This is a genomic window from Aliivibrio sifiae, from assembly GCF_002954715.1.
Taxonomy (GTDB): Bacteria; Pseudomonadota; Gammaproteobacteria; order Enterobacterales; family Vibrionaceae; genus Aliivibrio; species Aliivibrio sifiae.
This window is the reverse complement of record NZ_MSCP01000001.1, coordinates 1,139,395-1,166,364: the sequence shown is the minus strand read 5'-3', so window position 1 is coordinate 1,166,364 and position 26,970 is coordinate 1,139,395. Positions and strand designations below refer to the sequence as shown.

Annotated in this window: 26 protein-coding genes; 17 read left to right on the top strand and 9 right to left on the bottom strand. The window is 37.5% G+C overall.

What is annotated here, in order from left to right:
- Nucleotides 1-20 precede the first annotated feature (20 nt).
- From rlmKL to rmf, 5 genes are all read left to right on the top strand, one after another.
- Nucleotides 21-2,138 (top strand): bifunctional 23S rRNA (guanine(2069)-N(7))-methyltransferase RlmK/23S rRNA (guanine(2445)-N(2))-methyltransferase RlmL, encoded by a 2,118-nt coding sequence (gene rlmKL, locus BTO23_RS05205; RefSeq protein WP_105063088.1) that lies wholly within the window; start codon nt 21-23, stop codon nt 2,136-2,138.
- A 6-nt stretch (nt 2,139-2,144) separates the two neighbouring features.
- Nucleotides 2,145-2,387 carry a glutaredoxin family protein gene (locus tag BTO23_RS05200; RefSeq protein ID WP_060990975.1) on the top strand — a complete coding sequence of 81 codons (243 nt, stop codon included), beginning with the start codon at nt 2,145-2,147 and terminating at the stop codon, nt 2,385-2,387.
- Nucleotides 2,368-4,281: an ABC transporter ATP-binding protein gene (locus BTO23_RS05195; RefSeq protein WP_060990976.1), complete on the top strand. Its 1,914-nt coding sequence runs from the start codon at nt 2,368-2,370 to the stop codon at nt 4,279-4,281. The genes BTO23_RS05200 and BTO23_RS05195 overlap by 20 nt, the downstream gene beginning before the upstream one ends.
- An 8-nt stretch (nt 4,282-4,289) precedes the next feature.
- Nucleotides 4,290-5,966, top strand: coding sequence for a DUF3466 family protein (locus BTO23_RS05190; RefSeq protein WP_105063087.1), 1,677 nt, complete (start codon nt 4,290-4,292; stop codon nt 5,964-5,966).
- A gap of 197 nt (nt 5,967-6,163) precedes the next feature.
- Nucleotides 6,164-6,337: a ribosome modulation factor gene (rmf, locus tag BTO23_RS05185; RefSeq protein WP_060990978.1), complete on the top strand. Its 174-nt coding sequence runs from the start codon at nt 6,164-6,166 to the stop codon at nt 6,335-6,337.
- A 143-nt stretch (nt 6,338-6,480) separates the two neighbouring features.
- Here rmf and fabA read toward each other — a convergent pair whose 3' ends face one another.
- On the bottom strand, nt 6,481-6,999 hold the full coding sequence (fabA, locus tag BTO23_RS05180; protein ID WP_060990979.1) for a bifunctional 3-hydroxydecanoyl-ACP dehydratase/trans-2-decenoyl-ACP isomerase: 519 nt from the start codon (nt 6,997-6,999) through the stop codon (nt 6,481-6,483).
- 65 nt (nt 7,000-7,064) lie between these two features.
- Nucleotides 7,065-8,732 carry an AAA family ATPase gene (locus tag BTO23_RS05175; RefSeq protein ID WP_061002345.1) on the bottom strand — a complete coding sequence of 556 codons (1,668 nt, stop codon included), beginning with the start codon at nt 8,730-8,732 and terminating at the stop codon, nt 7,065-7,067.
- Between the two features lie 178 nt (nt 8,733-8,910).
- Here BTO23_RS05175 and matP point away from each other — a divergent pair, with 178 nt between their 5' ends.
- Nucleotides 8,911-9,360, top strand: coding sequence for a macrodomain Ter protein MatP (matP, locus tag BTO23_RS05170; RefSeq protein WP_060990981.1), 450 nt, complete (start codon nt 8,911-8,913; stop codon nt 9,358-9,360).
- Nucleotides 9,361-9,428: 68 nt separating this feature from the next.
- Here the strand turns inward: matP and BTO23_RS05165 are convergent, their stop codons facing one another.
- From BTO23_RS05165 to BTO23_RS05150, 4 genes are all read right to left on the bottom strand, one after another.
- Nucleotides 9,429-9,986: a YceB family lipoprotein gene (locus BTO23_RS05165; RefSeq protein ID WP_105063086.1), complete on the bottom strand. Its 558-nt coding sequence runs from the start codon at nt 9,984-9,986 to the stop codon at nt 9,429-9,431.
- A gap of 365 nt (nt 9,987-10,351) precedes the next feature.
- Nucleotides 10,352-12,439 carry a PAS domain-containing hybrid sensor histidine kinase/response regulator gene (locus BTO23_RS05160; RefSeq protein ID WP_105063085.1) on the bottom strand — a complete coding sequence of 696 codons (2,088 nt, stop codon included), beginning with the start codon at nt 12,437-12,439 and terminating at the stop codon, nt 10,352-10,354.
- A 14-nt stretch (nt 12,440-12,453) separates the two neighbouring features.
- A complete protein-coding gene (locus tag BTO23_RS05155; protein WP_081091542.1) occupies nt 12,454-13,638 on the bottom strand; it encodes an FIST signal transduction protein in 1,185 nt (394 codons plus the stop codon).
- 96 nt (nt 13,639-13,734) lie between these two features.
- Nucleotides 13,735-14,190, bottom strand: coding sequence for a hypothetical protein (locus BTO23_RS05150; RefSeq protein WP_060990984.1), 456 nt, complete (start codon nt 14,188-14,190; stop codon nt 13,735-13,737).
- 268 nt (nt 14,191-14,458) lie between these two features.
- Here BTO23_RS05150 and ccoN point away from each other — a divergent pair, with 268 nt between their 5' ends.
- The 11 genes from ccoN (at nt 14,459) to ttcA (ending at nt 24,515) form a co-directional block, all read left to right on the top strand.
- Complete coding sequence (ccoN, locus tag BTO23_RS05145) at nt 14,459-15,889, top strand: cytochrome-c oxidase, cbb3-type subunit I (RefSeq protein ID WP_060990985.1); 1,431 nt, start codon at nt 14,459-14,461, stop codon at nt 15,887-15,889.
- 12 nt (nt 15,890-15,901) lie between these two features.
- Complete coding sequence (ccoO, locus tag BTO23_RS05140; protein WP_060990986.1) at nt 15,902-16,513, top strand: cytochrome-c oxidase, cbb3-type subunit II; 612 nt, start codon at nt 15,902-15,904, stop codon at nt 16,511-16,513.
- A 10-nt stretch (nt 16,514-16,523) separates the two neighbouring features.
- Nucleotides 16,524-16,706 (top strand): cbb3-type cytochrome oxidase subunit 3, encoded by a 183-nt coding sequence (locus BTO23_RS05135; RefSeq protein ID WP_060990987.1) that lies wholly within the window; start codon nt 16,524-16,526, stop codon nt 16,704-16,706.
- The gene (gene ccoP / locus BTO23_RS05130) at nt 16,706-17,677 is read left to right on the top strand and encodes a cytochrome-c oxidase, cbb3-type subunit III (RefSeq protein ID WP_060990988.1); all 972 of its coding nucleotides are present in this window, start codon (nt 16,706-16,708) and stop codon (nt 17,675-17,677) included. The genes BTO23_RS05135 and ccoP overlap by 1 nt, the downstream gene beginning before the upstream one ends.
- 132 nt (nt 17,678-17,809) lie before the next feature.
- The gene (locus tag BTO23_RS05125; protein WP_105063084.1) at nt 17,810-18,289 is read left to right on the top strand and encodes a FixH family protein; all 480 of its coding nucleotides are present in this window, start codon (nt 17,810-17,812) and stop codon (nt 18,287-18,289) included.
- 18 nt (nt 18,290-18,307) lie between these two features.
- The gene (locus BTO23_RS05120) at nt 18,308-20,686 is read left to right on the top strand and encodes a heavy metal translocating P-type ATPase (RefSeq protein ID WP_105063083.1); all 2,379 of its coding nucleotides are present in this window, start codon (nt 18,308-18,310) and stop codon (nt 20,684-20,686) included.
- On the top strand, nt 20,679-20,849 hold the full coding sequence (gene ccoS / locus BTO23_RS05115; RefSeq protein WP_105054718.1) for a cbb3-type cytochrome oxidase assembly protein CcoS: 171 nt from the start codon (nt 20,679-20,681) through the stop codon (nt 20,847-20,849). Before BTO23_RS05120 ends, ccoS begins: the two co-directional genes overlap by 8 nt.
- Nucleotides 20,839-21,513 (top strand): sulfite exporter TauE/SafE family protein, encoded by a 675-nt coding sequence (locus BTO23_RS05110; RefSeq protein ID WP_105063082.1) that lies wholly within the window; start codon nt 20,839-20,841, stop codon nt 21,511-21,513. The genes ccoS and BTO23_RS05110 overlap by 11 nt, the downstream gene beginning before the upstream one ends.
- A 96-nt stretch (nt 21,514-21,609) precedes the next feature.
- Nucleotides 21,610-22,362 carry a fumarate/nitrate reduction transcriptional regulator Fnr gene (locus tag BTO23_RS05105; RefSeq protein ID WP_060990993.1) on the top strand — a complete coding sequence of 251 codons (753 nt, stop codon included), beginning with the start codon at nt 21,610-21,612 and terminating at the stop codon, nt 22,360-22,362.
- A 150-nt stretch (nt 22,363-22,512) separates the two neighbouring features.
- Nucleotides 22,513-23,460 (top strand): universal stress protein UspE, encoded by a 948-nt coding sequence (uspE, locus tag BTO23_RS05100; protein WP_060990994.1) that lies wholly within the window; start codon nt 22,513-22,515, stop codon nt 23,458-23,460.
- Between the two features lie 131 nt (nt 23,461-23,591).
- Entirely contained in the window at nt 23,592-24,515 is a 924-nt protein-coding gene (gene ttcA / locus BTO23_RS05095) for a tRNA 2-thiocytidine(32) synthetase TtcA (RefSeq protein WP_060990995.1), read from the top strand.
- 108 nt (nt 24,516-24,623) lie between these two features.
- Here the strand turns inward: ttcA and BTO23_RS05090 are convergent, their stop codons facing one another.
- Genes BTO23_RS05090 through BTO23_RS05080 form a run of 3 tightly spaced genes read right to left on the bottom strand, consistent with a single transcriptional unit; the run spans nt 24,624 to nt 26,843 of the window.
- Nucleotides 24,624-25,271 carry a DUF2987 domain-containing protein gene (locus BTO23_RS05090; protein WP_060990996.1) on the bottom strand — a complete coding sequence of 216 codons (648 nt, stop codon included), beginning with the start codon at nt 25,269-25,271 and terminating at the stop codon, nt 24,624-24,626.
- Between the two features lies 1 nt (nt 25,272).
- Nucleotides 25,273-26,007, bottom strand: coding sequence for a glucosaminidase domain-containing protein (locus tag BTO23_RS05085; protein ID WP_105063081.1), 735 nt, complete (start codon nt 26,005-26,007; stop codon nt 25,273-25,275).
- Nucleotides 26,008-26,015: 8 nt separating this feature from the next.
- Nucleotides 26,016-26,843 carry a DUF2189 domain-containing protein gene (locus BTO23_RS05080; protein WP_060990998.1) on the bottom strand — a complete coding sequence of 276 codons (828 nt, stop codon included), beginning with the start codon at nt 26,841-26,843 and terminating at the stop codon, nt 26,016-26,018.
- Nucleotides 26,844-26,970 lie beyond the last annotated feature (127 nt).

Sequence of the window (26,970 nt, the reverse complement as noted above, 5' to 3'; positions counted from 1 at the left end):
TTAATAACCAAAAGAATCCCATGAAAAAATACTTAGCCATCACTTCTAAAGGCCTTGAAAACCTACTCGCTGACGAACTTATTGCACTTGGTGTTACTGACCCTAAATTGGTTTACGCTGGCGTTACGTTTGAAGCTCCAATCGAGGTTGTTTATCGTTGTTGTTTATGGAGCCGTATCGCTTCTCGTTTTGTTCAAATTCTGTCTGAGTTTGATGTTCGTGATGATATGGATCTGTATCTAGGTGCTTCTGCAATTAATTGGCCTAGCTATTTCAGCGCAGATAAAACGTTGGTGGTGGATTTTAACGGTACGAACCGTGAGATTCGAAATAGCCAATACGGTGCGCTAAAAGTAAAAGATGCCATCGTTGACCGTTTCACAAAGGCGGATTTAGAGCGTCCAAATATTGATAAGGCAGAACCTGATTTACGTATACATATGCGTTTATCTGGAGAGAAAGGGATTCTTGGTTTTGACTTGATCGGTTCAGGCTTGCATCAACGTGGTTACCGTACTGAAGCAGGGCGAGCACCACTTCGTGAGACATTAGCAGCGGCACTTATTCTTCGTAGTACGTGGAATGAGAGTAAACCACTATTAGATCCAATGTGTGGTTCCGGTACATTACTGATTGAAGCGGCATTAATGGCGTGTGAAATGGCTCCTGGTGTTAAGCGTGAGAAATGGTGTTTTGAAGCACTGAATGATTTTGATGCTGAGCTTTGGGCTGAAATTCGTTCAGAAGCTCGCGTTAAGAGTCGTCGTGGCGTTAAGAAAGTTGATACGCATTTCTATGGTTTTGATCGTGATTACCGTGTTATTCAAACTGCTCGTGAAAATGCTCGTCGTGCCGGTGTTGAAGATTTAATTACGTTTGATGTTGGTGATGCAACTAAGATTGAACGTCCAGAAGCGTTTGAAAATGGCGTAGTGATTTGTAACCCACCATACGGTGAGCGTTTAAGTACTGAACCTGCATTGATTGCATTGTACAGTGAGTTTGGTCGTCAACTAAAAGAACAGTTTGGTGGTTGTACTGCATCAATCTATTCAAGTAACGATGATTTACTTGCATGTCTACGTATGCGTGCTGATAAGCAATTTAAATTGAATAATGGCGCATTACCATGTGTTCAGAAAAACTATTCAATTACAGAATCTGCTGAGCGTAAAGAAGCAGTTAATGTTGAAGTTGCTCCAGAATTTATGAATCGCCTTAAAAAGAATATGGGCAAGATTGGTAAATGGGCTCGTAAAGAAAAATTAGATTGCTACCGTCTTTATGATGCAGATTTACCTGATTACAACGCGGCAATTGATGTATACAAAGATTACATCATCATTCAAGAATACGCGGCACCAAAAACGATTTCAGAAGATAAAGCTCGTCGTCGTTTAACTGATATGATCCGTGCAACAGTGCTTGTAACGGGTGTAGAAACGAACAATGTAATTTTGAAAGTTCGTCAAAAACAATCAGGTAAAAATCAATATCAAAAACTGGCTGAGAAATCTCGCTACTTTGATGTTGAAGAGTACGGCGTAAAACTGATTGTTAACCTGCAAGATTATCTAGATACGGGTTTATTCTTAGATCATAAGTTAACGCGTAAAATGCTTGGTGAAATGGCCGCAGGGAAGGACTTTCTAAATCTATTTGCTTACACTGGTTCAGCTACGGTTCATGCTGCTTGTGGTGGTGCAAAATCTACCATGACAATTGATATGTCTCGTACTTACCTAGAGTGGGCGCAGAAGAACATGAATACCAATGATCAAACGGGTACTCAGCATCAGTTCTTACAAGCAGACTGCCTGCAGTGGTTACAACAAGCAGAAGGTGAGTTTGATTTAATCTTTATCGATCCACCTACGTTCTCTAACTCTAAGCGTATGGAACAAACGTTTGATGTTCAACGTGATCACATCATGTTACTTGAAAACCTAAAACGTATGTTACGTGAGAACGGTACTATTGTATTCTCAAACAACAAACGTAACTTTAAAATGGATGACGAAGCACTAGAGAAAGCAGGCCTGAAAGCGAAGAATATTTCTAAGCAAACATTGCCGCTTGATTTTGCTCGTAATAAACACATTCATAACTGTTGGATTATTACTCACAAGGAAGACTAGAGACGAATGATTACTCTCTATAGCACGGAAGGCTGCCACCTTTGCGAGCAAGCATTTGATTTGCTTGTTGAGGTGGGTGTTGACATAGAAAAAGTAGACACAGTAGACATTGCGTTTAACGATGAGCTTTTCTCTCGTTACGGTGTCACAATACCTGTGGTGGCTAATGGCTTATCTGAGCTTAATTGGCCTTTCGATATATCGCAATTAAAGAACTGGTTAGAAGACAATGGCATTACTTACAATTAATAATGGTCAATTAGCGTTTGGTGATCATCCGTTATTAGACAAATCTGATTTCGCTTTACAAGAAAATGAGCGTGTGTGTTTAGTTGGCCGTAACGGTGCAGGTAAATCAACGTTAATGAAAGTAATTGCTGGTGACATCATTATGGATGACGGCAAACTTCAAATTAATCAAGATGTGGTGGTTTCTCGCCTAGAGCAAGATCCACCGCGTAATGAAAGCGGCACTGTATTTGATTATGTATCAGAAGGTCTAGCTGAAGCGGGTAAATACTTAAAAGAGTATCACCGCCTTCTTGATTTGTTAGAAACTGATCCAAGTGAATCAAACATTAATAAGCTATCTCGTGCTCAAGAAAAAATTGATCACCTTAATGCGTGGCATTTTGATATGCGTATTCAATCAGTTCTTGAATCATTGAAATTAGATGGTCATACGCTATTAACTGATTTATCTGGTGGGTGGCAACGTAAGGCGGCATTAGCTCGTGCTTTGGTTTCTGATCCTGATGTATTACTTCTTGATGAACCAACCAACCACTTAGACGTAACGACGATTGAATGGCTTGAAACTTTCTTAAAAGATTTTAAAGGCTCAATCATCTTTATCTCGCATGACCGTGCATTCATTCAATCAATGGCGACACGTATTGTTGATTTAGACCGTGGTAACTTATCTTCTTACCCTGGTAACTATGAAGAATACTTACTAGCAAAAGAAGAAGCGCTACGTGTAGAAGCCGATCAAAACGCGCAGTTTGATAAAGTTCTTGCTCAAGAAGAAGCATGGATCCGTGAAGGCATTAAAGCACGTCGTACTCGTAATGAAGGTCGTGTTCGTGCATTAAAACAATTGCGTCGTGAGCGTTCAGAACGCCGTGAAGTGATGGGTAAAGCCAATATCCAAGTGGATGAGTCAAATCGTTCAGGTAAAATTGTATTTGAAGCTGAAAACCTTCATTACTCAATTGATGGCAAAAACATTGTTAAGAACTTCAGCTTCAATGTTATGCGTGGCGACCGTATTGCACTAATTGGTGCGAATGGTTGTGGTAAGAGTACCTTACTTAAATTGATGCTTGACCAGCTACAGCCGGATTCAGGTAAATTGCATTGTGGTACGAAATTAGAAGTGGCGTACTTTGACCAATATCGTGAAGCACTAGATCCAGAAAAAACGGTTATTGATAACCTAGCAGATGGTAAACAAGAAGTAACTGTTGGTGGCCGTGAGCGTCATGCATTAAGCTACTTGCAAGATTTCTTATTCTCACCAAAACGTGCTCGTCAACCGGTTAAAGCATTATCTGGTGGTGAGAAAAACCGCCTATTACTTGCGCGTTTATTCCTGCGTCCAAACAATTTATTGATTCTTGATGAACCAACCAATGATTTAGATATCGAAACATTGGAACTTTTGGAAGAATTACTTGCCAACTATCAGGGTACATTATTATTAGTAAGTCACGATCGTCAGTTCGTTGATAACACAGTAATGACCAGTTGGATCTTTGAAGGTGAGGGCCAGATCGAAGAATTCGTAGGTGGCTATCACGATGCACAGCGTCAACGTGCTAATGTACAAGCGACTCGTGATGCGATGGCTCCAAAAGTAAAAGAGAAAGCTGAACCAGTTGCTGCTAAAACTGAAAAAGTAGAGCAGGTGGCCAAGCCAAAGAAATTATCATATAAGTTACAGCGTGAGCTTGAACAGCTTCCTGAAACATTAGAGAAATTAGAAAACGAAATTACTGAACTTCAAGAGAAAGTGAACGACGCGTCTTTCTTCCAACAAGATCCTAAAAAGACAGATGAAGTCTTAGGGCGTTTAGCGGAAGCTGAACAAGAGTTGGAAGTCGCATTCGAGCGTTGGGAAGAACTTGAAGCTCTACAATAGGAAGTTAAATGAGTAGTAAATTACAATTAACCACATTAGCTGTTTTGGTGTCCGCTGCGCTTCCTGCGCAAGCGGCACTTTATAAAGTGGTGGAAGTAACTCCAGGAGTTTCTGGATCTGAGTATTATGGTACAGCGATTCAGCCGTCTCCAATTGCAGATAATACAACTTTTCCTAAGGGATGTTTTGAAAAGGATTGTGGGCTTGGTACTGACTATAAACTAGCAGGCGAGACTCGGGATCGCCCAGATGGCTTCTCATATCGTGAAGAAGTGCCTTTCGCGATGGATAACTCATTTGGTTACATTGAAGATGATTATGATGGATTTGAAGATTATTGCTTTTTCCAATTAGGTTACGCTACATGTGAATACTGGGCTTCTGATCGTTGGTCAAGTTGGTCTAATGAAACTTATGGAAGTGACACGCCTAATTCATTGGCATTTATTGAAGGTACTGCTAAAGCTCCAGCTGGTGCCATAAATACAGTTATTAATTCATTTAGCAAAGCGAGTGGTTCCGTTAATACTATTGGCAACTATAGTACTTCAAGTAAACGTAATGAAGTATTTTCAGATGTTGCTAATGCTGATATTTTAACAAAACCTCAATCTAGAGCATGGGCTAGTGATGGTACCTATGTTGTGGGGAGTACATCAACTAAAAGTGGTGTTGGGGATAATAGGTATTATTATTCATCATCGCCTGCTATTTGGGATGCATCCAACCTTATTTCTATAGCTAGAGCTGGTGGTTCAGAAAAGGACGGGGATTACTATTCACAAGGTAGCATGCGTGATTTTTATATAGATACAACAGCTTTCTATGGTGTTGGTTATAATAATTATAATGATCAACATATGAATGCGACAATTTTTGTTGCTAGCTCAACTGATCCAATGACTGCTACATGGTCTCAAAAACAAATTAGTGGCGCTGAAGTTGATGCTGGTGATGATAATACGAATACAAACTCAGTTGCGACAAACATTAATAAAAATTTGGTTGTAGTAGGCCAAGCTAAACGCTCTGGTAGCTACCCGCAAAATGGTGCAGCGGCGAATCGCCTATTTGTTGTTGAGAATGTCAATTCACCAAGCGCTCACTTTTTTGATGGTACTGATGGTAGTATTTTCTTCAATGGTGTTGGCGGAGAAATGGGTGGTATTAACAACTATAATGAAATTGTTGGCCGAATTGATTCAGAAAACCACCGTGAATATGATGGTAAGCAGCGTCGTCAACGTGCGTTTATTTACCCATATGGTTTAACATCTAAGGTTACAGATTCAACTGAACAGGCAGCAATTACAGATAGAAAGGCGATATTCCAAAATAAAGCATGGTTACTTGATGATTTAACAAATGATGGTTCAACAACGGGTAATAACCAATACCGTATTTATGATGCAACTGATATAAATGATGCTGGTGTTATTTCTGCTACAGCAGTTATGTGCCCTGGTGGCTATGATTCAACTGCTCATAATGCCTATTGTGATGATGGTAATGGTGATGAAACGGTAGTTGCCGTTAAGCTTGTACCTATAGTCGATGAAGCTCAACGAAATATAGAACCTCGTATTTATGAAAGCACTGCAAGCGAACGTCAAGGTGCTGGTTTAGGCTTTGGTGCTCTGACACTACTTGGTTTATTTGGTTTCATGCGAAAGCGAATTAAATAAAATTGATTTATAAGATTAAGCCTGAAGTCACAATCTGAGACTTCAGGCTTTTTTTATACTTGAAAAAGCCTGTAATTTGTCCGATTCTTAATGTTGTCACCATAAATGTTTGTGGTGAACCCTAACGGAAAAGGGTGTGAATAGTAAAGTAGTATATTTATCGAAGCATTATTGCTTCCATCTATGAGGACTGAACTATGAAGAGACAAAAGCGTGACCGTTTAGAACGAGCACAATCACAAGGTTATAAAGCGGGTTTAAATGGCCGTTCATCAGAGAATTGCCCATATCAATCAATGGATGCTCGTTCATGTTGGCTCGGGGGCTGGCGGGACGCAAGAGATGATAAACATTCTGGTTTGTTTAAATAATAACATTAAATAGAATTTTTAATTAAAGCCTCTGTATGAGGCTTTAATTTTCTCTAAGACACCCATCTAATGCACTATAACTTTAATAGAGAGTAAAAAAATAAAGCCAGCAAGCTGCTAGCTTTATCATTACTAAAATTCAATTAGAATGCAGAAGTGTCTTGGAAAAGACCTACTTTAAGATCTTTAGCAACATAGATTTCTTTACCGTCAACAAGTACGCGACCATCAGCTAGGCCCATAACTAATTTACGGTTAATAACACGTTTAAAATCAATTTCGTACGTTACTTTTTTGGCAGTAGGAAGTACTTGACCTGTAAATTTAACTTCACCTACACCTAAAGCTCGACCTTTTCCTTGACCACCAACCCAACCAAGGAAGAAGCCAACAAGCTGCCACATTGCATCAAGACCAAGACAACCAGGCATTACCGGATCACCAGGGAAGTGACAATCAAAAAACCAAAGGTCTGGAGTAATATCTAGCTCAGCAATCACTTTACCTTTACCAAATAGGCCTTCAGTTTCAGACATAAGAGGGATGCGATCCATCATTAACATGTTTGGTGCTGGTAGCTGTGGACCATTTGGACCAAACAATTCACCACGGCTTGATGCTAGTAAATCTTCACGATTGTAAGAACTAGGTTTATTTTGCATTAAAGTATTACTCCTAAATAAGTTGCTGAGATTCTAGCGAACACTTGTACGCTTATCAAGTCGGATCAGCGCTGGTTAAACCAGTTCTTGATACGACATAATAGAGCTGAACATTGGTTTGGATTATGCTCAACATCTTCAATATGTTGGGCAATTAAAGAGAAAATTGATTCGTGTTCTTCAGATTGTAATGGTAAACCAGTTAATAGCTCAATAGCTTGTTCTACGTGATTAATACCATGAATAGTAAACTGTTTTTCTTCAACAGCACGAATTACATCGTCTGAAAGTACAAGATTAATTCCATTTGTTTCTGGGATAATAACACCTTGTTCACCTGTTAACCCACGTTTTTCACACAGCTGGAAGAAGGCTTCTATTTTTTCATTTACGCCGCCAATAGGTTGTACCATGCCGAATTGATCGACTGAGCCGGTAATTGCGAAGCTTTGACTGATCGGTTTTATTGATAGTGCACTTAAAAATGCACAAAGCTCTGCTAAGCTTGCGCTATCACCATCAACTTCACAATAAGATTGTTCAAACACCATAGAGGCCGTAAATGGTAATGGCTCATGCGTATTTAATTGGCTAAGTATATAAGCTTGCATTATTAACATACCTTTGGCATGTAAATCACCGCCTAACTCAACCTTACGTTCTACATCTGATAGCTCACCATCACCAACATGTACGACACAAGATATACGTGAAGGCTCACCATATGAAATAGGGTGCCCAGGCACAGAGACAACCGTTAAGCCATTAATTTGACCAACTTTTTCACCGTCAGTTTCAATGAAAATATTTTGCTCTAAAATATCGTCTAATGCTCGTGATGGTAAATAAGATTCTAGATAATATTTATCATCAAATGATTGGTTGAAATCAGCTGCATTAATATATTCTTGTGATACTGAAGATAAAGAGGCATTGGCTAATATTGCGTTTAACCATAATAAACATAAATTAATTCGAGTTTGGTCTTCACACTCACGAGCTCCCAACTTTAATAATGGAAGTAGAGCGGAACCATTTTCTAATGGTAAATGATTATGTTTGATTATGAGTGAGTTAACTAATTGTTGGTATGCAGAAATAGAATAATTAGAGACTTTAGTATCAAACTCATATTCAGCAAACATCGACATACCAGCAAGTAAATCTGGTTCTAGTTGTTCAATTTCACCTAGCAGAGCACGATCGCTCACAATAATTAACTTTACATCTGCAGTTAAATGATGTGTTTTAAGCATTGGTGACTTTGAATCACTTGCGGGGATAGTAACTGAATATCCTTGTAATAAGCTTTTTAAACGTGGCCATAAACTTGGATTTGCAAGTAAGATACTTGGAGATATAACTAAAAAACCACCATGAGCTTTTTGTAATAATCCTGATTCTAATACGTCACTTTTATTATGATAAACACCAAAAAGTTCAATCTCTGAAGCACTTTCTGCGATAATTACAGGGGCTGTTTCTGAAGTTACTAAGCGATTCGAAGCATTTATCTTTAACCAACTCGCTACGTACTCACGATAAACATGATTATCTAATGCATTGATTTGAAGTATATTCACACCATTTATGTGAGAAAATCGCTCTAGAGCTTGCGTTAGTCTAGGCTGCAGAGAATAGGGGGATTGCGCGTCAATTGGATGAGATTGATTCAATACATCTTGAATATGATCATATTGCGGCGTAATTAAAAATGGTGTGTCTAACTGCATGCTTACTTATTAATAAAAAATAAAATCGATTATACATGACATAGCCACATACGTCTGATTTTTCAGTAGTTACATTGTCAATTAGGCTTGAATCTCATTATAGAGTTATTTTATTGAAGAAATTGATAAGTAGGGTTACACTGTCACCCATATAACCCCCATTACTCTGAGTGTACCTATGAAATATCAACAACTTGAAAACCTAGAAGCTGGTTGGAAATGGATGTATTTATTTAATAAACACCGTATGGGAGAATCAATTACTTGTTATATCGATTCAAGTGAACAGGCACAATTTGTTGGTGAGTTTCTAAAATTAGAACATGAGCCAGTTAAAGCCCTTGAATGGATGCAAAAGCATATGAATGCTGATTTAGAAAATAAATTAAAGCAAGCAATTCGTGCAAAAAGAAAACGTCACTTTAATGCAGAACAAGAGCATACACGTAAGAAATCCATCGATTTAGATTTTCGTGTGTGGGAAAAATTATCGCTTAGAGCTCAAGATCTTGATTCAACACTTTCTGATACGATTGAATATTTACTAAGCGAAGCTTCAAGAACAGAAAAGGCGAGTCAAACCGTATCATCTTTAAAAGCCGATCTACACGAATTGCTAAAGCAATAATTAAACATTGTCTTAGCAACTCATTATGAGTACAAAACCTAAAGCACTATAACTAAATAAAAGTGTATTTAATCAAACAACTCAATCACGAGCTTGTTATTTTTTATTACTAGATTAGGTTTAGCTGATTTAATCAAAGATTCTTTTAGTTTATCAGAACTTAACTTATAAGCAGGTTCATTTGATAATGCATAACCAATCATAGAAACTGCAGGTTTTAGTAAGGTAATAATATCAGGTGAGAGCTGTTGATTTTTATCTTCACATTTTTCTAAGCGCAAAAATTTTAAATAAATTTCTCCCGCATCTTTATCATATTCAGGTACTGCACTAAATTCTAACGTTAAATTTAAATTCTGTTTAATCTCATCCATCATTTGAATCTCAGCAGTAGTGTTCGCGAAAATACTGATTCGGTTCGAATCAATACGACCAATATGCACATCAACATTTTCGACATTAACTTGCGCATAGAGAAAACCAGGAATACCCACCGATTTTTCTACATTAATCTCATCAGAAAGGTAGTCCGTCATTTCTTTTTCAGTAATGGAATAACTAGTACAGCCAGAAAGTAACATGACACTGGAGAGTAAAATCGGTAAAACTAGTTTTTTAAAATTCATTAAATAGCCTTAACTTGTTGATGATAAGAAAGAGAAACTTCAAATCGTGACAAGGTAACAAAAAGTATAATATGATGTTAGTTTAGCCATAAGCAGAAACGGATACAAACCTAATAATGACAAACAACAGCATAATTGGTTAAAACGTATAATTATCAGATGATTGCTTCTTTTATTGATTGGACACCTTAGTGCGCATTATATATCTTATGTTAAATAGGTCTTGTATTTGTTAGGTTCCCGTTCGATATGCTTCCCTATTCTTAGTAGAACCTTTAAAGCATCAATTTAACCATAATCGTATTTACCATAAAATAGCTAATAATCATTAAATAATACTTCGTATTTATTCATTGAATATTAGCTTAGAGATCTAGAGATACTAATAGTTTTTTTAATTCTATTGCTCTTATTGGCTTTGAAATAAAATCATCCATACCAGCATCTAAACACATTTTCTTTTCTGCATTCATTGCGTGAGCTGTTATTGCAATTATAGGTAACCTTATTCCAAGCTCTCTCAATTCTTTAGTTGCTGTGATCCCATCTTTAATTGGCATCGATACATCCATTAGAATTAAATCATAACTTGGAAGTGTTTCTTTTTTTATTTCTAAAATAGCTTCTTCACCATTACTAACGATATAAACTTCATGACCTTGTCTTTCTAGCATCAACTTAATAATTGCTTGATTAGCTTTATTATCTTCAGCAACAAGTACTCGTATTTTATTTATCGCTAAATTCAATCGCTCTAAATCTGGCTGTTTACTAACGGTTATTACCTGCTGTTGAGTTATGGCTTTTAATGGTAATGCAACTATAAACTCAGTTCCTTCATTTAAGATACTTTCGACCTTAATTGTGCCATCCATTAGCTCAGTTAGGTGCTTAATGATTGACAAACCTAATCCTGTCCCTCCATATTGACGAGTAATTGAACTATCTGCCTGTACGAATGGCTGAAATAACTGGTCCAATGCATTTTGTCCAATACCAATACCGGTATCAGAAACGGATATTGAAGTCAGGCCATGGTCTATTTGATTAATATTAATACAAATAAGCCCTTTTTTGGTGAACTTTACCGCGTTTCCAACAAGGTTAAATATAATTTGAGCTATTCGAGTTGGATCTGCATATACATAAATGGGTACATTATGTGACACCGTCACAGTTAAAGTAATTAGATCTTTATCTACTTTATCCTTAAAAAAATCAACAGCGGTATTGATTGTGCTTAGTAAATCAATAGGTTGTTCATCTAAAGTAAAAGAACCCGCTTCTATCCTTGATATATCTAATACGTCACTAATAATTGTTAATAGTAACTGTGCTGAACCTTCCATTTGGTTAAGCCATTCGATTTGAGATTTAGATAAAGAACTATCGTGGAATATATCTACTAAGCCAAGAATAGCATTTAATGGTGTTCGTATTTCATGGCTCATCATTGCAAGGAACTGTGATTTCGCTTTGTTTGCCTTTTCTGCCTCACTTTTCGATTGTTGTATATCGCGTATACGTCTTTTTCTTACAGAGATATCTTTAACAGTACCTCTGTACCCAAGCAAATTACCAAGTTCATCAAAAAATGGAGTTCCACTTAAGCTAAACCAAATTTGATTGTGAAAAATATCAGGACACCACTCAATTTCATTAAATGAGATCTTATTAGCTCTGGCTGATTTTATTATAGAGATCAGTGAATCATCATTAATTAACGTGAATAGATTACGGGATAAAATCGGGACACTATTAATCTTTGAATCTGATAAGTAAGTAAAATTAAACTGAAGGTCCGTTTCCCAAAACCAATCACCTACAGTTTCAGCAAAATCTTGGAAGCGCTCTTTACTTAATTTTAATTCTTTCGTTTTAATTGCAACTAATGAATTTAATCGCTCTTTATAATCAATATCAATAATGGCTCTTTCAACAAGAGGCATAAAACGTTGCATCGTTTCTTTTGTTGATGTGGAGTACACACCAAAATCAGAACTCATTAAAATAATTACCGCATAACCTGAATGGGATTCTATTCCACTAATAGCAACAGAAGTAAAATATGATTGTAATTCTGTTGAATCAAAAGAGAATTGATACGTTTGAGATGGCTTAAATAAAACAATAGTTTCATTATTACAAGCCCGATAAAAAAGATCATTATATTGCCAAGTGACCTCGTTAAATAAAGGATTTGTAGAAGCGAGGACAGAAAAAGTTTTTGTATCTGAAGATGATAAAACAAGGGCATTATCAAAAGGAATAAACTCTTTAATGACAGTAAGTAAACCATTGAAAATATGTTCTTTTGTTTGAGCTTCTGAAATGATAGAAAGCCCATTAAGTATGAGTCTGTTCTCTTTTTGAAGGTGGGCTTCACGGGCTCTACTTCGTTTCAATTCTAACCGTATTTCTTGAAGTTGTTCTTTCTCCGTGTGATTTTTCACAAACAAATACCTGATTAGTAATGAAATAAAACAGTAGAAACCATTAAGTTTCCATGTGCATTTTCTCCGCCCGTAAATCTACCTTGTTCTCCAAAGGTAAATGGACAGATAAAGGGAGCCTCATGCATTGCAGCATTTACAGAATCACAAACATCTAGCATTGAAGATTTAATATGCATCATAGATCCAGCACAAAATATGTTAATACCTCCAATTGGAGCAAAACTTATTTGCTGATACCCTATTGCGGAGTTAATAACACGCTGAGGACGAGATATTATTTGGTCTTTCTCTCCATACATCATATGAATTTCTTCACCAACATTAATATCAGCAAAGCACTCAATACCACCGTCATGAGTAATTTTTGTTGGGTGAGCCAGTTTGAAATAAGGAACAGTATCCATATAACCCGCAATCCTACCTAAAGGGTATTGAGCCATATGCTCTAACAGATTTTGATCTTTATTTATTAAATCAGACATTTGAGTCCACTCTTTATAGACTTCGACTATTGGCCTATTGTCTATTTCGTAAAGCGTTCGTTTATTTGTTTTTGTTGCAATTCCAGAAATATCAAAAGGAGCATAACCAGAATGAAATGAATAAGATACTTTGCAAGAGGGATAAAAAACAGAAATAGAGATACCAGAATTAACAACATTATCTTGAGTAAAAATACACCAATTACCTTTGTTGTGATTATCAGCGGCAGTGCCACCTATTAGCGGTACTGGAGTACCAAAGAAATCATCAATAGTAGAAATAATACTCTCTTCATGACCGGATGTAGCGTGAAGGAGAACCAATGCAGGCAGTTCCCCTTCACGCCCACTATCAGAAATAGCAGATTCTAAAAGTTTAATAGTCAATGATTCAACTGTATCAACGCTTTGATATTGACTAATACTTGTACCATAACGCCCATTTTTTGTGTCAATAAGTACCCAGACAGCAAGTGCGCGGTTTGAGGCAAAGCCATCATCAGTCATAATTCCCTGACACGAAGTGCAACCGTGGATTTTACTCTTTGGAAACTGTTTCTTTAATAAAGACAGTATGATTTTTTCATTGTGCTCTTCAGTGAAATAACAAAGTATAATACTTGGTTCAGTAAACTCTTTTTCTAGAACCATGAGGCATTCTTCGATTGCAACTCTTGAGTCTATTTTTTGTGAAATACTGCTAATTATCTTCATAATCGCTCCAAATACTATTACTTATGCTTTAAAAGTGTTTTTTTATATACGAGCGATTAGTTTTTATACTTTATCTATATAACATATTGAAAATATTTATTTTTTAGAATTAAAAATAACATTTATCACTCGATTCCCTGAAGATAAGTTAATTTGCCACTTCATTTCATTATGTTTACATTTTGGTACAAAAACTGAATACAATTGCATATTCTCTTCAGTTTCTAGAGGGCTGAATTTCAATATTCCCATATTCATATCAACTCCTTCTGCCTCCATTTTCCATTTAGAGTCTGTTCCAACCACTGATACTGTTATCTCAGAATTTTGTTTAATTGGTCTTTCTTGTACGTCAATAATGATCTGATTATTATCAATATTCAACATACATGCTTGATTTGTTATGTCACAAATCTTTAAATTCTCACTTATTAGACTCATATCACTTGTTGGGACATAGGTTATTGTTCTCCAAGTAAACGCGGAGATTAATACCACTAACAAGAAAATAAGTTGATATAAACGAGGACCTGTTAACTTTTCTATAGCCATAGATGAAAAAACCTGTGTTATCTAGTTCAAAAAAAATGAAAAAATGTTGCTTAACCGTAAATATACTGTGGGCATCAACTATGATTCATTTTTGAAGTGAAGTATCATTAATGCCGAAAATGCCATTTTTGCATTAAAAAAGGATATTTCAAAATAAAAGGGTCACAAATCTAATTATTAGGGATGGAATTTTGGATGGCATTGCGAACAATTTGTTCGCACTATGGAAAGTAAAGTGTAGTTATAATAAAAGTGGAAGCATGCAATTATGAGCCAAGTACAGCAGCATGAACAAAACTACAACTATACCGTTGTTCGTCAGTTCTCTTTAGTAACCATACTATGGGGAATTGTGGGCATGGGTGTGGGTGTACTAATTGCCGCTCAGTTAGTTTGGCCGCAACTTAATTTCGACACACCATGGCTTACGTATAGCCGTCTGCGTCCTCTGCATACTAATGCAGTAATTTTCGCATTCGGTACAAGCGCCCTGTTCGCAACATCTTATTATGTTGTTCAGCGCACTTGTCAAACACGTTTGTTTGGTGGTCCATTAGTTGCGTTCACCTTCTGGGGTTGGCAAGCAATTATCTTAGCAGCAGCAATTACATTGCCGCTAGGTATGACATCAGGTAAAGAGTATGCAGAATTAGAGTGGCCGATTGATATCGCTATCACTTTAGTTTGGGTTGCGTACGCTATCGTTTTCTTTGGAACCTTATTTAAACGTAAGACATCTCACATCTACGTTGCAAACTGGTTCTTTGGAGCATTCATTTTAACCGTTGCGGTTCTTCATATTGTGAATAGTCTTGCTGTTCCAGTATCACTAGGTAAATCATATTCGATTTATTCTGGTGCTGTTGATGCAATGGTTCAATGGTGGTACGGCCATAATGCAGTAGGTTTCCTACTGACTGCTGGTTTCTTAGGTATGATGTATTACTTCGTACCAAAACAAGCGGAACGTCCTGTATATTCTTACCGTTTATCTATTGTTCACTTCTGGGCATTAGTATCACTTTATATCTGGGCCGGTCCTCACCATTTACATTACACAGCTTTACCTGACTGGACTCAGTCACTAGGTATGGTTATGTCATTAGTTCTATTCGCACCATCTTGGGGTGGCATGATCAATGGTATAATGACACTGTCTGGTGCTTGGCATAAACTTCGTTATGACCCTATTCTTCGATTCTTAATTGTATCTCTGTCTTTCTATGGTATGTCTACCTTTGAAGGTCCAATGATGGCAATTAAATCTGTAAACGCCCTATCTCATTATACTGACTGGACTATCGGTCATGTTCACTCTGGTGCGTTAGGTTGGGTTGCGATGGTTTCAATTGGTTCTCTATACCATTTAATTCCTAAGCTATTTGGCCAAGAGCGTATGTACTCTGTCTCACTAATCAATGTTCATTTCTGGTTAGCGACTATCGGTACGGTTCTTTACATTGTAGCGATGTGGATTTCAGGTGTAATGCAAGGTCTAATGTGGCGTGCAGTAAATGCAGATGGCACATTGACGTATAGCTTTGTTGAGTCGTTAGAAGCCTCTTACCCATTCTATTTTGTTCGCTTTTTAGGCGGCTTAATCTTCTTATCAGGAATGTTCTTACTTGCGTTCAACGCATATAAAACAATTTCAGCTCCGAAGAACAGCCTAAAAGCTATCCCTCAACCGGCACAATAAGGAGATCAGATTATGAGTTCTAATCGTCATGAAATCATAGAAAAAAATGTTGGTCTCCTCGCTGTATTGGTTATTGTTGCTATCAGTTTTGGTGCGTTAGTAGAGATCACTCCACTAATATTTCAAAAACAGACAACAGAACCTGTTGAGAACCTACGAGTTTATACTCCTCTAGAAATGGAAGGCCGTGATATCTACATCCGTGAAGGTTGTAATGTTTGTCACAGTCAAATGATCCGCCCATTCCGTGCAGAAACGGAACGTTACGGTCATTATTCAGTTGCTGGTGAAAGTGTTTGGGAACATCCATTTCTATGGGGTTCTAAACGTACAGGTCCTGATCTAGCTCGAGTTGGTGATCGATACTCTGATGAGTGGCATCGTGTTCACTTAATGAATCCTCGTGATGTAGTTCCTGAATCAAACATGCCTGGCTTCCCTTGGTTAGCTGAGAACGTGCTTGACGGTGAATTAACATCGAAGAAAATTGCCATTTTCCGTAATAACTTTGGTGTTCCATACACTGAAGATGATGTTAAAAATGCATCTGAAGCGGTTAAAGGCAAGACTGAAATGGATGCACTTATTGCTTACCTTCAGTCTCTTGGCCACGCAATGAAGTAAGGAGGTCCCTATGGACGCTGGAACTATTCATGCAATTTGGACAGTTATTCTGTTTTTAAGCATGGTAGGCATTATTTTCTGGGCATACAGTAAAAAACAAAAGACACGCTTTGAAGAAGCAGCTAATTTGATTTTTGCTGATGAAGAAGAAAATAGTACTTCAAGCCAACTTAAGACAGGAGTCGAAAAATAATGAGTACTTTTTGGAGTCTCTGGATAAGTGTCATTACCATTGGTACGCTAATAGGTTGTGGTTTACTTCTTCGTTTTTGTCTGAAAAATACAACAGGCGTTGAAGAAGGTGAAGACATGGGTCATGAATACGATGGTATTCGTGAGCTAAATAACCCATTACCAAAATGGTGGTCTTATATGTTCTGGGCAACAATCGTTTTTGCGGTTGTTTATTTAATTCTTTACCCAGGATTAGGCAACTTTAAAGGCGTATTAGGTTGGACGAGTTCAGATCAAACCGTTCGAACAGTTGAAGAATCACGAGCATCGATTGAACGTGCTCATAAAGATAAAACGTTAGACCAATTTGCTCGTGAATTAGACGATGCAAATACAAGCTTTGGTGAAACATTCTCTAAACTTGCATATAAGCCAGGAACGTCTGAGTTTAGAGCTATTACTGATATTGCAAATGATGAAGATGCACTAAAAGTGGGTCAACGTTTATTCTTACAAAACTGTTCTCAATGTCATAGTTCAGATGCAAGAGGCATGATTGGTTTCCCTAACCTAACCGATAACGCATGGTTATATGGTGGAGAACCGCAAGCAATCAAAACAACCATTATGAATGGTCGTATTGGTAACATGCCAGCTTGGGGAGATGCTTTAGGTGCTGATGGCGTAGAAGAAGTAGTTAGCTACACACTTAGCCTATCAGGTCGTAAAGTTAATGCTAAAGATGCCGCTGCCGGTAAACAACGATTTATCGTTTGTGCAGCATGTCATGGTACGGATGGTAAAGGAAACCCTGCGTTAGGTGCTCCTGATCTCACTGACAATGATTGGTTATTTGGCGATTCTCGTGCAGCCGTTACTGAAACAGTAACTAATGGCCGTCAAGGTGTTATGCCTGCATGGAAAGACGTATTAGGTGAAGAGAAAGTTCAACTTCTTTCAGCTTATGTCTGGAGCCTAAGCAACAAGTAATAGAAACAACAGCTCCTGTATGTTCAGGGGCTTTTTCTATTTTATAAAAACACGTTCTAAACTCATCTTTTTGCCGTATATCTTTCAACATAATCAACACTTATAGAAAGATTTTTAATAGGAATTATTACTATGTCTCAACCTTGGTATAAGCAGTTTTGGCCTTGGTTTCTCATCATCCTCCCAGGTACTGTTGTTGTCGCTTGTATTACTACCTTTGTTTTGTTCGTCGAAAATGATGTTGATCTGGTTGCTGAAGATTACTACAAAAAAGGAAAGGCGATTAATGTCGATCTTTCTAAAATAAAAGTGGCTCAAGAACTCTCTATTTTTGCAAAAGTTCGCTCTGTTGGTAATACAATTGAAATCCAATTAGACAAAGGAAAGCTCGAACATAACCCAGCAATTAAAGCTATTTTTACTCACCGTACTTTACCAAATCACGATTTTTCTCAAGTACTAACCTCTGATGCGAAAAGTATTTATCGGATTCAGCTAGAAGATCCTTTAACTGGCCCTTGGTTTATCGAATTATTACCTCACGATAGCGCATGGATGATCCAAGGTCGCACTAATTTCCCTACCGAAGATTTTTTCCCACTAGGCAAATAAATAAGGCAAGCAGACCCTATGTCGAAGGATTGTTACCACTGCAGTGAACCTGTACCTTCCGGTTCACACTTTCAAGTTGATATTTTAGGTCAAACTCGTGATATGTGTTGCCCAGGCTGTGAATCAGTAGCGCAAACTATTGTAGAGAATGGGCTCTCTTCATATTATCAATATCGTACGGCCCCTGCCGATAAAGCAGATTTAGTCCCAGAACAATTAAAAGCATTAGCGCACTATGACCATAGTGAGATCCAAAAAGAATTTATACGAACTAACGACAACTTCAAAGAAGTGACATTGTCACTTGATGGTGTATCTTGTGCGGCCTGTGCTTGGTTAATTGAAAAACAACTTGCTAATGCAAAAGGGATTCATCAAATCAAAGTAAATACCTCGACCCATCGCGCTTTGCTAAGTTGGAATCCAGAAGAAACAAAATTAAGCACCCTTCTTACTCTTATTCACCAATTAGGATATAAAGCGGCGCCATTTGAAGCAGATAAGCAAGAAGAAGAATACCATCGTTCAATGAAACAATACCTATATCGATTAGGCGTTGCTGGATTAGCTACAATGCAAGTAATGATGCTTGCTGTGGCATTGTACTTAGAGGTATTCGGAGATCTAGATGCTGAATTTAGAAACTACCTTCGATACGTTAGTTTAGTGTTTGCAACGCCAGTGATGCTGTATTCGGCACTGCCATTTTATATGAATGCTTGGCGCAGTTTAAAAGCGAGAACGCTAGGAATGGATGTTCCCGTTTCGATCGCAATGTTATTTGCCTATTTTGCCAGTGTTGTTGCAACCGTGACTGAAACAGGCGAAGTTTTTTTTGAATCAGTTGCCATGTTTACTTTCTTCTTGTTACTTGGTCGATTTTTAGAAATGCGAGCTCGTCGTAAGGCCGCAGCCATTACTGGTAATCTATTAAAATTAATTCCTGTAATGGCGACATTAACATCAGGTAAAAAAGTACCAGCTAGAACACTCGATGTTGGTGATACCGTAATTGTTCCACCAGGAGAACACTTACCCGCTGATGGTATTGTACTGTCTGGTTGCAGTGCGATTGATGAATCAATGTTTACGGGCGAATCAATGCCTGTCGCTAAAACAGAAACCAATCCAGTTTATGCCGGGACGATTAATGGCGATGGAAATCTAACCATAGAAGTAACGAAAACCAAAGCTGATTCATTAATATCTAATATTGTTAAATTACAAGATGAAGCTCAAATGTCGAAACCTAAAGTGGCAGAGATTGCAGACTTAGTCGCTCGCTATTTTGTGGCTGGTATCTTGATTATTTCAGCTTTCACCTGGTTCTATTGGCATGAAACCAAGCCTGATGACGCTTTTTGGATCATGCTTTCTGTATTAGTTGCAACTTGTCCTTGTGCCTTATCATTAGCAACACCAACAGCGATTACTTGCTCAACATCTCGATTAGCTCAGTTAGGTCTTATGCTTCGTAGGGGGCATGTTTTAGAAACATTATGCAAAGTAAATCGCTTAGTTATTGATAAAACAGGTACGCTAACCGAGGGTAATATTCGCCTAACAGAAACGCATGCCTTTGGTGATATAACAATCGATGAATCAAAGACCATTGCTTCTGAGTTAGAGTCTTTTGCAAATCACCCTATTGCTCGTGCTTTTTCACACTACAGAGACGCAAATCAAACCTATTTTGATCGTGTTGAGAACATAATCGGTTCAGGCTTAAAAGGTTATATTGGTAATGATGAATGGAAAATTGGACATAAAGCGTTTGCCGCACAAGATTGTAGATTAGAAAACCATCAAGATTATCAAGTTTGGTTGTCTAAAAATGGACAAGCGGTTGCTGCTTTTGTACTGGATGATCCAATTCGCCAAGAGAGCCAAGCCTTAATTCAATCACTACACCACTTAGGCATAAAAATAACGATGCTCACTGGCGACAGCAGTTCTTCTGTTGAACGAGTGGCAAAAGCATTAGATATAGATGAAGTTGTCTCAGGTGCGACACCACAAGGCAAGTTAGATTATTTAAAATCACTACCTAAACAAGAAGTCAGTCTAATGGTTGGTGATGGTATAAATGATGCCCCGACCCTCGCAGGTGCTCATCTATCAATTGCAATGGGCTCAGGAACTGATGTAGCAAAAGCCTCGGCGGATATGATTCTTCTTGGTGATAACCTTTCTCGACTTATTGAAGCTCGAAAACTGGCGATGAAGACACGAAAAATCATACGTGAGAATTTAGCGTGGGCTTTAGGTTATAATGCCATTATATTACCATTAGCGGTTATGGGATTAGTTGCTCCTTATATTGCTGTTGTAGGAATGTCTGGTAGTTCTATTATTGTTGTCTCTAATTCTCTTAGGTTATTAAAAGAAAATGGCTAGTTTATATTTATTAATTCCAATCGCAATTATGTTGGTATGTGTCGCTGTTGCTGTTTTCATTTGGGCAGTAAAAAGCGATCAATTTGAAGATCTTGACCGTCAAGGGACTGAAATCTTGTTTGACGAAGATACACCAATAAAAAAGAAAAAAGATGAACATTGATTTTATTGGGGCCTTTATTATTGGGTTAATGGGAGCGGGCCACTGCATAGGTATGTGCGGTGGTATTTCAGCTGTTATTTCCATGAATACTGCGAAAACAAGCTATCCTCGCTGGTCATTCATCCTACTTTATAACCTTGGTAGAATTTGCTCCTACTCTATTTTTGGTTTCTTGATTGGTGGGTTCTTCTTCTCTATTGCATCAACATCAGGAAGTTATAGTGCACTAGTTTACTTACGTATTCTTGCGGGTCTACTGATGTGTTTACTTGCCTTTTATATCGGGAACTGGTGGAAAGGTCTGGTTTATATTGAAGTTATAGGCAAGAAACTTTGGCAATATTTGTCTCCTCTAACAAAACGGTTACTCCCTTTAAAAACCCCCTTTCATGCTATTCCTTTTGGGTTCTTATGGGGATGGTTACCTTGCGGATTAGTCTATTCAACATTAAGTTGGGCAGCCGTTTCTGGAGGTGCTATTAATGGCGCTCTTATTATGGTGGCTTTTGGTTTAGGTACTCTTCCCGCTATGTTTCTCGTAGGGCTAGGAGCTCAAACACTAAAATCATGGTTAAATCATAAGGTAACAAAAAACATAAGTGGCTTATTATTATTAGTTTATGGGCTTCATACGATATCTATTGCTATAGATCAATTAAACTAATTATAATTTTTTTGCATAGTTTTGTTTTTATGCTACCACTTTTGGACAGGTTAATGCTAAAATTGACTTATATCAATTATAAGAGCATTGAATGAGATGATGTCAGATAACTCAGCAAACAAACGAATCCAGTCAGGCGGTTGTGCTATTCACTGCCAAGATTGTAGTATTAGTCAGCTATGTATTCCATTCACATTAAATGAATCAGAATTAGATCAGTTGGATGAAATCATTGAGCGTAAGAAACCTATTCAAAAAGGCCAAGAGCTTTTTAAAGCAGGTGATGAATTACGTTCTTTATATGCTATTCGTTCAGGCACAATCAAAAGTTACACAATTACAGAGCAAGGCGATGAGCAAATTACCGCTTTTCACTTAGCTGGTGATTTAGTAGGTTTTGATGCAATTACTGATGCTGAGCATCCAAGCTTTGCTCAAGCCTTAGAAACGTCAATGGTATGTGAAATACCTTATGAAATCCTTGATGACCTATCAGGTAAAATGCCGAAACTTCGTCAACAAATCATGCGTTTAATGAGTAACGAAATTAAAGGCGATCAAGAAATGATTCTACTGCTTTCAAAAAAGAACGCAGAAGAACGTTTAGCCGCTTTCTTATATAATTTATCAACTCGTTTTCATCAACGTGGTTTCTCTCCAAGAGAATTCCGATTAACCATGACTCGTGGTGATATCGGTAATTACTTAGGCTTAACAGTAGAAACAATCAGTCGCTTATTGGGACGTTTCCAAAAGACTGAAATGCTGACAGTTAAAGGAAAATACATCACGATTAATGATCACGATGCATTAGCTGAACTTGCTGGCTCTGCTAAAGAAATAAAATAAGTAACACCCCAAAAATATCATATAAAAGTGAGATACTTCTCTTTGAAGTACCTCACTTTTTTGCATCCTAACGCTACAAATCCCCAACCAAACTGCTAAAGTAAATATAACAGAACGATTTTATGAATTGGTTTTACCAAGGAGGTTATTATGAACCGCTACCGTAAAATACTTGTTGTGGGAATAATTGATCAGGATGAACAACCCGCATTATACCGTGCTTTAGACATTGCTAAGCGCAGTACAAAATCATCTGAAATTACCCTATTCTGTACAACCTACGATTTCTCCTATGAAATGACATCTATGCTCTCTGCTGATGAAAGAACAGCAATGAGGAATGGTGTTGTATCCCAGAAAGTGAAAATGCTTAATGATGTTATCGAAAGTTATGATATTCCTGAGCATGTTTCAATTACGATAAAAATAGTTTGGCACAATCGACCTTATGAAGCGATTATTAATGAGGTTTTTGATGATGGTTACGATTTATTAGTAAAAGCTACCCGTGAACATGCCAAGTTTGAAACCGTCTTTTTTACACCTACCGATTGGCATTTATTACGTAAATCCCCGATTCCTGTACTTTTGGTTAAAGCGAGAGGATGGCCTGATAATGGAAATATTTTAGCGTCCGTTCATGTCGGTTCTGAAAACCCGACACATCTAGCTCTTAATCATAAAATGGTAGAAGAGGCAAAATACTTTGCCGAGGTTCTTAACTCAACGCCTCATTTAGTGAATGCCTACCCTTCGACACCGCCATCAATACATGCAGAGTTGCCAGAGTTTGATACCGTTCAATATAAAGATGCTATTCGAGGTCATCATCTGACTCAGATGAAAGCATTAAGACAAGATCATGGAATACCAGAAGAACAAACTCATGTATATGAAGGAATAACAGAGGAAGTAATCTCCGAAGTTGAAGACGAATTGCATGCAGGGCTTGTTATTCTAGGAACAACTGGACGTACAGGCTTGTCGGCGATCTTTATTGGCAACACAGCAGAAAATACATTATCACTCTTAAACAGCGATATATTAGCGTTAAAACCAGAAGGCTATATTAGTCCTTTAGACCCTAACCATATCTAATCACAATAAGGGCGACTAGGTCGTCGCCCTATTGTTCATTCACAAAATAATCCCTGCTGAAACTCGCTTATTGATCTTGATTGGGTATAATACCCGCCTTATCAGTTCCATCATTAGGTTAGAGTAAATAAATGAGCGAATTAACCAAAGCGCAGCAATTCAATTTCAATAAGCTTCAAAAGAAAATCCGTCGTAACACCGGTAATGCAATTGCCGATTACAATATGATTGAAGATGGCGACCGTATCATGGTTTGCTTATCTGGTGGTAAAGACAGTTTTACCATGTTAGATATTCTTATGGGTTTAAAGAAAAGTGCGCCTATCTCATTTGATCTAATCGCAGTAAACCTTGATCAGAAACAACCTGGTTTCCCTTCACATATTTTACCTGAATACCTAGAAAAACTAGGTGTTGAGTACAAAATTGTAGAAGAAGATACTTACTCAATTGTTCAAGATAAAGTACCTGAAGGAAAGACGACCTGTTCTTTATGCTCACGTTTACGCCGTGGTATTTTGTATCGCACAGCAAAAGAGCTAGGAGCAACTAAAATTGCACTTGGTCACCATCGTGATGATATTTTAGAAACTATGTTCTTAAACATGTTTTACGGCGGTAAATTGAAAGGTATGCCACCAAAACTAGTTTCTGATAATGGTGAGCATGTCGTTATTCGTCCATTGGCTTACTGTCGTGAAAAAGACATCATCAAATACGCAGACATGGCTGATTATCCTATCATTCCTTGCAACCTTTGTGGTTCACAACCAAACATGCAACGTCAAAATGTTAAGCAAATGCTTAATACTTGGGATACGCAATTTCCTGGACGTATTGAATCTATGTTTACGGCAATGCAAAACGTAGTTCCAAGTCATCTTGCAGACTTTAATACTTTTGACTTTAAGAGTATTAACCGTGATTCTGGTGTAATTAACGGTGGAGATATTGGTTTTGATAAAGAAGAGATGCCTATTCAAACTGTTGATTCAGATGACGCTGTTACCGAATTTGATCCATCACTTCAATTAGATGTTGTGAACGTTCAATAAGCTTATTTTGAACAGCTAGTGATTAACACTTACTCTAATAAAGTGCTATATACAAAAAATGGCGTTACTTATTAAAAGTAACGCCATTTTTTATTCAGTTGAAGTAAATTACTTAACAAGCCAAGGAGTTACCTTCAATGGCGTAGCTGGTAACTCAAAAGAATCCCCTTTATTGAATTCTCTTAAATCTATCGTTGCCTTCCCATTTTCAATAGGAATAATCACGCCATTAGATGCTTTAATTCCCGATGTTACCGCGTCACTAAAAACAAAGCGTACGCCTTCCACATCTGGCATAAAATACTTAGAGAACATGCCTCCAATATCAGAAAGCATGGCATCCATTTGAGTTGTTAATAAAGTTAATTCATTAACACTCACCGTGTCAATTAACGGGTTATTTGCTAATACTTCCATTGAAATATCGCATTGTTTCCCTTCTTCTGTTTGAATATAAACTAATGGATTAGCTGATTTTAAATTGTCATCAATAGGAAGAGGCAACTCCTGATTAGTTGGAATTTTGAATTCCTCGTAATGCTCTTCTTTTTCCATCCATGCTTTTTTTATTTGACAGGCCTTACCCGTTTGTGAATCATTAAAGAACAGAGCCATACGAACATCTTCGTGACCTTCTTTTTGATTTACTTTTAACTGGTAATACAGTTTCGAATACGTAAAACGATACTGCTCAGCTTTAACTGGTAACGCCAAACACAACAGTGACAACGTTGTCGCACCAATCCATTTTTTCATTTTATCTCCAATACTGACTGTTATGACGGATCATCGCTTGGATCTCTTCTACGTAAGCATCGCCACGTTCAGAGTAACGAATAAGTCCATGTGCTAATGCATTCGCTTCTTGCTCTGGTGTTAATGCTTCAGGTGAACTGTGTAGCTTAGCGCGAATAATACGAAGATCGGCATAAGCATTATTGCGGTTTACATTCATAAAGTAAGCATGAACCGCATCTTTTGACGAATCAAATTTTGCCACTTCGTGAGCTGCGCCTTCGTTACGCTTACTTGGAACAACACCACACCCTTTAGTGTAACACCACTGTCCAAAGTAGTTATTCGCTTCACGTGCAAAACGAGAGGTTCCCCATGCTGATTCATTTGCTCCTTGGCTCAACACAAGAGGAGCTGGAATATAATCAACCTTAACTAACATTGCATTAACCCAAACGGCGGTAATGCCTTTATCTGTCAACTTTTCCTTATATAGCGAAGACAGCTCTGTTGCTCGATCTAGCTCCTTTGTAGAAATATCAGTATCGTTATCTAATTTTATGACTAAAGACTCTAAGAAAGTGCGTTCTTCTTTAACTCGAGCATTTTCAGCAATTACCGCTGGATACATAAAATTAAAAAAAGCGGCCTTCTTCTCTTTTACATCAGTAAAGGCTTTAAAATCAGGAACATCTTCTTTTGGAGTACAAGCAGACATCATTAATACAGCAGATAGAACAAGAATTTTTTTAATCATTACAGAACTCACGCATTGAAAATATTGTTTTTAACATCTTGATTTGGGGTATTGTGGTCATCGTTATTACCACTATCCTCGTCACTTTTCACCATTACTTTTAGTGTAATACCAAACATATTGCGATAAAGAATACCTTTAATGTTAAAGATAAATGGCATTATCACAATTAAGCCTACACCGTACAAAGCAATACCAAACACCAAAGCAAGCATAATCACAACATGAATAAGAAGCATTGATGTTAGCTTTTTATTCGTTGCTCTAAATGAATATAGCAAAGCTTTTAATGGCGGAACTTTTTTCTCACATACTAAAAGAATAGCAAAACCAAAAGCCATTGATAAATAAAGAGCAACCATTGGTAAATAGATATTTACCAATCCTTGTAAGACCTCTGAAAGAATAGTAACCAGAGCAACCATGCCCGCAGAAGCCATACCTTTAAAAATATAATTTGAACGACACTTTAGCCCTGCTGCATGACTCATACCCATTAAGCTTGCACCAGCAGTTAAGGGAGAAACAATGACTTGAGCACTTAAACCTGCAACAAATGCAGCATAAGAGATAGTGGTCGTCAGTTCAGTCTCACCTAAGAATGCTTTAAACAAGATTGCGGGATCACCTAATTGAACTTGTAAAGCAATGAAGAATATTGCCATATAAGAAAACGTCAGCAATAAAATAGCGGGTGAAAACGTGAAGAAATGCGTAATTGTATTCTTCCACGCTTCTTGGAGTACACTGACAGGACTTAATTCAACCTGACCAGTCATTGCCTTTTCAATGCTCCCACCAAGGATAAACGTTTTTTCTTTTGGTTGTTCGCTCATTTCTATATACCACAATAAAACATGGGCCGATTATACGGCTTTCATCCTCCCAGTGCAGTAATCAAAAAAAAGAATTTTACTAATCCTTTGAAAACAACGACTTTTAATTGTAACAAAACCAACCAAC